This is a genomic window from Caldithrix sp., assembly GCF_056497305.1.
On sequence record NZ_JBSMDE010000158.1, the window covers coordinates 23151 to 31440 of the forward strand.

The 8290-nt window shown below is 50.8% G+C and carries 9 protein-coding genes and 1 pseudogene; all 10 read left to right on the forward strand.

The features are described 5' to 3' along the window. Positions 1-525 precede the first annotated feature (525 nt). Positions 526-786: pseudogene (locus ACWB0I_RS13125) on the forward strand (BMC domain-containing protein); the annotation flags it as partial. Between the two features lie 334 nt (positions 787-1120). Further along, a complete protein-coding gene (locus ACWB0I_RS13130; RefSeq protein ID WP_479388524.1) occupies positions 1121-1891 on the forward strand; it encodes a ParA family protein in 771 nt (256 codons plus the stop codon). Between the two features lie 43 nt (positions 1892-1934). After that, on the forward strand, positions 1935-2237 hold the full coding sequence (locus ACWB0I_RS13135; RefSeq protein ID WP_479388525.1) for a cupin domain-containing protein: 303 nt from the start codon (positions 1935-1937) through the stop codon (positions 2235-2237). A 9-nt stretch (positions 2238-2246) separates the two neighbouring features. Then, positions 2247-3215: a phosphate acyltransferase gene (locus tag ACWB0I_RS13140; RefSeq protein ID WP_479388526.1), complete on the forward strand. Its 969-nt coding sequence runs from the start codon at positions 2247-2249 to the stop codon at positions 3213-3215. A gap of 163 nt (positions 3216-3378) precedes the next feature. Next, on the forward strand, positions 3379-3666 hold the full coding sequence (gene eutM, locus ACWB0I_RS13145) for an ethanolamine utilization microcompartment protein EutM (protein ID WP_479388527.1): 288 nt from the start codon (positions 3379-3381) through the stop codon (positions 3664-3666). Between the two features lie 17 nt (positions 3667-3683). After that, positions 3684-3974: an ethanolamine utilization microcompartment protein EutM gene (gene eutM / locus ACWB0I_RS13150; protein ID WP_479388533.1), complete on the forward strand. Its 291-nt coding sequence runs from the start codon at positions 3684-3686 to the stop codon at positions 3972-3974. Positions 3975-4000: 26 nt separating this feature from the next. Beyond that, positions 4001-5410: an aldehyde dehydrogenase family protein gene (locus ACWB0I_RS13155; RefSeq protein WP_479388528.1), complete on the forward strand. Its 1410-nt coding sequence runs from the start codon at positions 4001-4003 to the stop codon at positions 5408-5410. A gap of 17 nt (positions 5411-5427) precedes the next feature. Next, positions 5428-6240, forward strand: coding sequence for an ethanolamine utilization protein EutJ (gene eutJ, locus ACWB0I_RS13160; RefSeq protein ID WP_479388529.1), 813 nt, complete (start codon positions 5428-5430; stop codon positions 6238-6240). A 2-nt stretch (positions 6241-6242) separates the two neighbouring features. Beyond that, positions 6243-7586 carry a 4Fe-4S dicluster domain-containing protein gene (locus ACWB0I_RS13165; protein WP_479388530.1) on the forward strand — a complete coding sequence of 448 codons (1344 nt, stop codon included), beginning with the start codon at positions 6243-6245 and terminating at the stop codon, positions 7584-7586. A gap of 2 nt (positions 7587-7588) precedes the next feature. Next, the gene (locus ACWB0I_RS13170; protein ID WP_479388531.1) at positions 7589-8140 is read left to right on the forward strand and encodes a BMC domain-containing protein; all 552 of its coding nucleotides are present in this window, start codon (positions 7589-7591) and stop codon (positions 8138-8140) included. Positions 8141-8290: the final 150 nt, after the last annotated feature.

Below are 8290 nucleotides of genomic sequence, written 5' to 3' on the forward strand. Positions count from 1 at the left end.
CATCTCTTTATTGGTTTGCGGTTAATCTAATACAAAATCTAACGATTGGCTACAAAAAAAATTCCTGAAGAGGCGATTTAAAAATTAAAATTTAAAATTACGAATTACGAATTATTTTTTGCGAAGGGGCAAGTTGAGCCCAGGCAGTGAAGGCCTGTGCCGACATGTCATTCTGAATTTGTAACTCGAGCTTCAGCTCGAGACCTCCCTTGGCAGACACAAGCGTGGAAAAGTGTATGTGTGTAAGAGTTAAGAGTGTAATAGTTAATTATTTGAATGGCTGAATAGTTAAATGGTGCTGAGTGTCTTTCTGAGTCACGATTCATCGGGCGGAAGAATCCTTTACACCGGCGTGAAAATTTTATCCTTCTCCCGCTTTGCAGGAGAGTAGGATTAAGTGAGTGAGAGCTAAAACAGGGAATCTTTTACAATTTCCTTCACCCTCTAAAACAATCGTACCCCTTTTAGGCAAAAATTTTCATCTCTTGCTTGATTGTTTGCTGTTATTTTATTTAATTAGCAACTATGGAAGCATCGTATGGTTTTGTAGAGACAAAAGGATTTGTGGCCGCTATTCTGGCCGCGGACGCCATGGTGAAAGCAGCCAGGGTGGAACTGGTCCCTTTTCGAAAGATTGGCGCCGCTTACGTGACGGTTGTGGTAAAGGGAGATCTTGGCGCCTGCCAGGCCGCCGTTGATGCCGGAGCGCGCGCCGCTGAACGTGTGGGCGAATTGGTTTCTTACCACATTATTGCCCATCCCTACCCGGACACAGAGGAGCAGCTGGAGAGTCCAAAGCAAAAGATTTCAGTAACGGATGCGCCGGATTCCAGACCCGGAGCGGCTGGTAAAGGCGCTGCGCGAAAAAAGGAATCCCTTAAAAGACCTCCTGTCAAATCCCAAAGAGCTAAATCGCGGACTAAAAAGCGTCCGTCGTTAGCTCCCGAACAAATCATCTTGCAGTATTTGACAAGCCATCCTGAGGGGGCAACCCTGAACGAACTGAGCGCTATGATTGGCCAGTCAGCCAAAGACGTACGGCTGCTGCTTAAAAAACTGATGGATCAGGACAAAGTCGAGAAAATTCACCAAAAATATTTCAATGTAAAGTGAGTCAGGCATGCAAATTCTGGCCATCATCAACAATAAAGGCGGAGTGGGCAAAACAACCAGCGCCGTTAATTTAGCGGCCGCTTTTGCCGAAAAAGGCAAAGCCACTCTGTTGGTTGACCTCGATCCGGCGGCCAGCGCTTCCATGCATTTAGGAATGGAGCCGGCCGAAGACGAACGCCAGACATTGTGTGATTTTCTCCTCTCCGGCCGGAAAAATTTACCGGATTTTATTTATCCCACCAACTTTCAAGGCCTGGACTGCATCCCGTCTGAGCCGGCCTTAAGCGAATTTTACGAAGAGATGGTCCAGGAGCAGGAAATCGATTTTTTCATTCAGCCGCAAGATTTCCCGAACCAATACGAGCTGGTTTTGCTGGACTGCCCGCCCAATTTAGGCAACCTGGCCTACAATGCGCTGGCCATTTCCAATTTTGTTTTAATTCCTGTGCAAACGCAATTTTTAGCTCTAACGGGTCTGGAGCTGACTCTGAAAACGGTGCGTAAGGTGCAACGCCATTTAAATCCTGAATTAAAAATTTTAGGCTATTTCGGCACCCAATTTGATCGCCGGACGCGAGCCGCTAAAGAGGTTATTCACCTCTTAAAAGAGCGCTTTGCCGATCAGGTGTTCAATACGGTGATTGGTGTAAACACTAAATTAACGGAAGCCTACAACGCCCGGAAACCGATTTTGAGTTACGCCTCTTCGGCGCGTGGAGCAAAAGAATACCGCGCATTGGCTGATGAAATTCTGAAACGGTTGAAGCACATGGCCTGAGCGCGATTTGTTTAAATATTAACCTTAAGGAACGGATTAAAATATGAAACGCGTGATTACAGCCAATACCATTAAACAGGCCGTAGCGGCTGGCAAAAAACAACTTTACGCTCCGCTTAAGGAGACCATCGTCACTCCGGAGGCGCGCACCCTGGCCCAACAGCATGGCGTGGAGTTGCTGGAATTTTCTATGGCCACGCTCGAAGGCCAGCCCATCGATGAGACTTTGATCCGACGGGTCATGGAGCAGGTCATGAGCCAGTTGCCGCCATCCAGGCGGAATTATCAGAAAATCAAATCTGTGGTGGTAGAAGTATTAAGCTCGTATTTACAGAAAAATTCCTGAGGACCCAGGATGCGCTTTGAACAGTGGATGGACAGCAGCTGGAAAAAGAAGCCGACGGTGGTTTTTACCCGCGGAGAAGATGAACGGATTTTACGGGTGGCGCGCCGACTGGCCGATACCGGGCTGGCCAGACCCGTAATCCTGGGCAATCAATTTACCATTCGCGATTTCGCTTCCCAATACAAAATCCGATTGAATGGCGTAGCGCTTCGCAAAGCGCTGCACTTCCCGCAATTTGACCAATATTGCCGCGACTTCAAAAAGCAGTTTGCGGCCGAACAGAAAATACCGCAAATTCGGGAAAAATTACAGGACTCCACTCTGTTTGCCCTGCAAATGGCTCTGCACGGCGATGCGCAGATGATCTTTTTAAAAGAAGCCGATTTTAACCAATATTTGCCGGAAATCAGTCGCTGGCTGGGTGATGAACAAAGCCTGCTCTCTTCATTCACCCTGTTCTGGCAGGAGCGTCCGGCACAGATGTTTGCTCTGACTGATGCCTGGTTCTACCCGAGACCAACAGCCGAACAACTGGCCGATATGGCAGCGGCTACAGCCAGGCATTTTGAGGTGTTAAGCGGGCAGACGGCCCGCGTGGCCTTATTGTCCTTTTCTACCAAAGGCAGCGCCGACCATCCCATGGTACACAACGTGCGCCAGGCCCTGCCACTGGTTCGTAAAAAAGCCCCGGCCCTGAAGGTGGAAGGAGAATTGCAGTTTGACGCAGCCTTTGTGCCCGGCATCGGGCGTAAAAAAACGCCTGGAAACGTATTAAATGGTCAGGCCAATGTTTACGTCTTTCCTTCGCTCAATGCAGCCAACATTGCCCTGAAGATCATTGAAGCGCTGACGCCCTTTCGCACCCTGGGACCGGTCATTCAGGGCCTGAAAGTGCCGGTTCAACTGATTCGGGATGATGTGTGTTCTGAAGGCCTGTTTAATCAGATTATCGTTGCGTCTAATCTGTTAAATGTGTAAACTTAAGAGATAGGCAGGAATTTAAAAATTACGAATCATGAATGCGGTAGGAATCACTGCTTGCTAAAAAAATACAATTAAGGAGTTGCCGTTTTTGATGACATGAGCAGCACTCCATGATTAGAAAACAATGAACGTTAAACTCTACAATCAGGAGAAATTTATGGAAGCATTAGGCATGATCGAGACCAAGGGTCTGGTAGGATTAATTGAAGCTTCAGACGCCATGGTAAAGGCTGCGCGCGTCAAGCTGGTGGCCTGGCAACAGATCGGTGGCGGTTACGTGACGGCGCTGGTGCGCGGCGATGTGGCAGCCTGTAAAGCGGCGACCGACGCCGGTGCAGCGGCAGCCGAACGCGTGGGCGAGCTGGTAGCGGTTCACGTCATTCCGCGGCCTCATGGCGATCTGGAAGATGTTTTCCCCATCAAGTTAACAGGCGATATTAAATAAACAGGAAGGAGCGTTTGATGGAAGCATTAGGCATGATCGAAACCAAAGGTCTGGTTGCTTTGATTGAAGCTTCGGATGCCATGGTTAAAGCGGCCCGCGTCAAGCTGGTGGCCTGGCAACAGATCGGTGGCGGTTACGTAACGGCGCTGGTGCGCGGCGATGTGGCAGCCTGTAAGGCAGCGACCGATGCCGGTGCCGCAGCAGCCGAACGCGTAGGCGAACTGGTAGCAGTGCACGTCATCCCACGGCCCCATGGCGACTTGGAGGAAGTGTTCCCCATTAAATTACCAGAAGCAGCCAAAAAATAAGATAATCTTCCTGAAAGAGGAAAATCATGCATTTAGACGATAAACAAATCGCTCAAATTGTTGAGACGGTTTTAACGCGCCTGGAGCAAAGCGAATCCATGTCCGGTAAGGGGCGATATCCGCAGGGCATCTTTGAGCGCCTGGAAGATGCCGTGGAAGCGGCGCAACAGGCTCAGAAGAAAATTCGCAAACTGGAGTTGCGCGCTAAGATCATCCAGGCCATGCGGGAAGCCGGCAAACAACATGCCCGCGAGCTGGCCGAGCTGGCTGTGAAAGAGACGGGCATGGGCCGCGTGGAAGACAAAGTGGCCAAAAATATTTCCCAGGCCGAACTCACACCCGGCATTGAAGATTTACAACCTCAGGCCCTTTCCGGTGATCATGGATTAACGCTCATTGAAAACGCAGCCTGGGGCGTCATCGCCTCGGTGACCCCTTCCACCAATCCGGGCGCCACGGTAATCAATAATTCCATTAGCATGGTGGCTGCCGGAAACGCGGTGGTTTTTGCTCCCCATCCGGCGGCTAAAATGGTTTCGCAAAGAGCCATCGAAATCCTTAACCAGGCCATTGAGTCGGCCGGCGGGCCGCCCACCTTGTTGACCACTGTGGCCCAGCCTTCTATCGAAACGGCACAAAAACTGTTTATCTTTCCCGGGATCGATTTGCTGGTGGTTACCGGCGGAGAATCGGTGGTAAGAGCAGCTAAAAAGGTAACGGACAAACGGCTGATGGCAGCCGGCGCGGGAAACCCGCCTGTGGTGGTCGATGAAACAGCCGATATTCCCAAGGCTGCCCGCGACATCGTCTGGGGCGCTTCGTTTGACAACAACATCGTCTGCGCCGATGAAAAGGAAATTATTGCCGTGGATGCCATTGCCGATCACCTTAAGGAAGAGATGAAAAAACACAATGCCGTGGAATTAACGCCCCAACAGAGCGAAGAACTGGCCCACATCATCCTGGAAGATTACCCGGGGCCTAAAGCGCGCATTAACCGTAAATGGGTGGGCAAAGACGCCTACTTCTTCGCCAAAGAAATTGGTCTTGATGTTCCCAAAGCGACGCGCCTGCTGTTTGTGGAAACCGATAAGGATCATCCATTTGCCAGGCTTGAACTGATGATGCCGGTCATTCCGCTCATTCGCGCTGCCGATGCGGACAAAGCCATTGATCTGGCCATTGAACTGGAACGCGGCCTGCGGCATACTGCGGCCATGCACTCCCGCAATATTGACAACATGCATCGCATGGCCAATGAGATCAATACCAGTATTTTTGTCAAGAATGGCCCCTGCCTGGCCGGGTTGGGTTTCGGCGGTGAAGGCTGGACATCCATGACTATTACCACGCCAACCGGCGAAGGCGTTACTTCGGCGCGCAGTTTTGTGCGTCTGCGTCGTTGTGTGGTTGTCGATCATTTTAGAATTGTTTAACGCGGAGCAAATATTCTTTGCAACATATTAATGAACGCCTGAATAAATTGCAAAAACTGGTCAACGATCCCCAGAGGACAACTATTGACGGCTCCTGGCATGTGGGCATCGATTTAGGCACGGCCAACATCGTTCTGGTAGTTACCGATGATCAGGACGAACCGCTGGCCGCCTTTATGGAATGGGCCGAGGTCGTGCGCGATGGCGTTGTGGTCGATTACATCGGCGCGGTGGATATTGTGAAACGCCTGGTGCAGCAGGCTGAACAAAAACTGGGCGTTAAAATTACGCAGGCTATCACTTCCTTCCCTCCGGGAACCGATCCCCGCACTTCCCGCAATGTAGTGGAAAATGCCGGGTTGAAAGTCGAAGCGCTGATTGATGAACCTTCCAGCGTGCTTCATCTGCTGCGCATTGCCGAGGGTGCTGTGGTGGATATCGGAGGAGGTACCACCGGCCTGTCCGTTGCCCGGAAGAGCAAGATTATTTACACGGCCGACGAGCCCACCGGCGGTCACCATGTAACATTGACCATCGCCGGTAACCGGCGTATTTCGTTTGAAGAAGCCGAACAGATGAAACGCGCGGCCCAAACCAACGGTTTGATGGCCGTGGTAGAACCGGTATTTCAAAAGATGGCGGAAATCGTCGGCAATCATTTAAGGCCATTTGGGGTGAAGGATGTTTACCTTTCCGGCGGCACTTTTTGTTTCCCTGGTATCCTCGACGTTTTTAAACAGGTACTGCCGGATTTCAATTGGATTCTTCCTTCCCAACCGTTATTTTTGACGCCGCTGGCCATAGCGTCATTTCGCAAAACACAGGATTAAATATGGATCGCGTACAACTCTTAGAAAAAATTCGCGAAGCTGGTATTATTGGTGCCGGAGGCGCCGGATTTCCTACTTACAAAAAGCTGGATGCCAGTGTGGAACACGTCATTGCCAATGGAGCAGAATGCGAACCCCTGCTTTACAAAGATCGGGAAACCATGCTGCAGGAAGGCAAAGCGCTATTCCGCGGATTGCAAATCATGCAGCAGATTACAGGCGCCCAAAAAGTAACCATTGCCTTAAAAGAAAAGAACCGCGACATTGCACAAATTTACGCCGAAATGGCCCGGCAACACGGTTTTGATTTCTTCATCTACAAAGATGTCTATCCTGCTGGCGACGAATACATTCTGGTTTACGAAATTACCGGACGACGCATTCCACCGGGCGGCATTCCCTTACAGGTGGGCGCTGTGGTGGATAATGTGGAAACCATTGTCAATATTGCCCACGCAGTTGACGACGACCAACCGGTGGTCGATAAGTTCATCAGCATTACGGGAGCGGTTCAACAGGCCATTTCTTTACGCGTTCCGGTGGGCATTTCCATTGCTGATTGCCTGGAACTGGCGGGCGGAGTTACCGTTGAAAACCCTGCCGTTTTAACCGGAGGCGTGATGATGGGCGGCGTTGAATTTGATCTGCAAAAACCGGTCAGTAAAACGCTGGGCGGTTTAATCGTTCTTCCGCAGGATCACTATCTGGTAAAAAGGAAAACCACACCGCGCGAATCGTACACACGCATCGGGCATGGGCAATGCGATCAATGCTCGCTTTGTACCGAGATGTGCCCGCGCTACATTATGGGCTACCCCATCGAACCACACAAAGTGATGCGCACTCTTTTGCTGACCGGCGAAGCCAAAGAACGCGCCAGCCTGTGGGCCCAATATTGTTGCGAATGTAACGTTTGTACCTTAATTGCCTGTCCGGAAAGTCTGGACCCCAAAAATATTTGCGTGGACGCCAAACAGCTTCTGCGGGAAAAAGGTCTTTCGCGCACAGAAGATGAGCTGGAATATCTGTTTCGCGATGTGCATCCGGCGCGCGAAGGACGCGAGGTGCCCATCCCCACGGTTTACCGCCGTCTCGGGTTAACCGAGTACGATCGTCCGGCAAAATTTAAAGCGCTGGAAGTTCGGCCACAAAAGGTGGTTCTACCGCTCGATTCGCATATTGGGGCGCCGGCCAGACCTTTGATTTCCGTGGGCGACACCGTTAGCAAAGGCCAGAAGATCGCCGACGTCGAATCCGATCAATTGGGCAGTCCAGTCCATGCCAGCATGGACGGTCAGGTAACGGCCATTGAAGCGCAGAAGATTATCATCGAAAGAGGAGCTTGAGCATGAAGGGCGCAGCCATTGGAATTGTCGAAACTTCATCCATTGCCAAAGGCTACGAAGTGGCAGATGCCGTGTTAAAAAGAGCTGACGTGCAAATTGTCGTGAACCGCACCATTTGTCCGGGTAAGTACATGGTTCTGATCAGCGGCGACGTGGACGCCGTTAATGCCAGCATCGAAACCGGCGTAAAAATCGGGGCCCACACGGTAGTCGATTATTTCATCATCCCCAATGTTCATCCCGATGTGTTTCCAGCCATTAGCGGCGTGTCCCATTTGCCGGAGATTAAAGCTCTGGGCGTGATCGAAGGCTTTTCTGTAGCCTCAGTGATTGAAGCGGCCGACGCTGCGGTCAAAGCCGCCGAAATCCAGTTGATCAATGTGCATCTGGCCATGGCCATTGGCGGTAAAGGGTACGTCAGTCTAACCGGCGAGGTGGGCGATGTGGAAGCCGCCGTGGCCGCCGGAGCAGCGGTCATTGAAAATAAAGGGTTGTTAGTGGAAAAAGTGATTATCCCATCCCCGCGTAAAGAGATCATCGAAGAATTTATCTAAGGCAGCAAAGCCGCAACCAAAAACCTTCCTTGGGGATTTAAACAACCACAGAGAGCACAGGGAAGTATTTTTAAATTAAAAATTAAAAATTACGAATTACGAATTAATTTGCGAAGGGGCAACTTATGCCCAGGCGGTGAGGAACCGTGC

Excerpts from the sequence above, each read along its gene's own strand:
- ACWB0I_RS13155 (WP_479388528.1), top strand. The coding sequence starts at position 4,001 with ATGCATTTAGACGATAAACAAATCGCTCAAATTGTTGAGACGGTTTTA.
- ACWB0I_RS13165 (WP_479388530.1), top strand. The coding sequence starts at position 6,243 with ATGGATCGCGTACAACTCTTAGAAAAAATTCGCGAAGCTGGTATTATT.
- ACWB0I_RS13140 (WP_479388526.1), top strand. The coding sequence starts at position 2,247 with ATGCGCTTTGAACAGTGGATGGACAGCAGCTGGAAAAAGAAGCCGACG.
- eutM (WP_479388527.1), top strand. The coding sequence starts at position 3,379 with ATGGAAGCATTAGGCATGATCGAGACCAAGGGTCTGGTAGGATTAATT.
- ACWB0I_RS13130 (WP_479388524.1), top strand. The coding sequence starts at position 1,121 with ATGCAAATTCTGGCCATCATCAACAATAAAGGCGGAGTGGGCAAAACA.
- eutM (WP_479388533.1), top strand. The coding sequence starts at position 3,684 with ATGGAAGCATTAGGCATGATCGAAACCAAAGGTCTGGTTGCTTTGATT.
- ACWB0I_RS13170 (WP_479388531.1), top strand. The coding sequence starts at position 7,589 with ATGAAGGGCGCAGCCATTGGAATTGTCGAAACTTCATCCATTGCCAAA.
- ACWB0I_RS13135 (WP_479388525.1), top strand. The coding sequence starts at position 1,935 with ATGAAACGCGTGATTACAGCCAATACCATTAAACAGGCCGTAGCGGCT.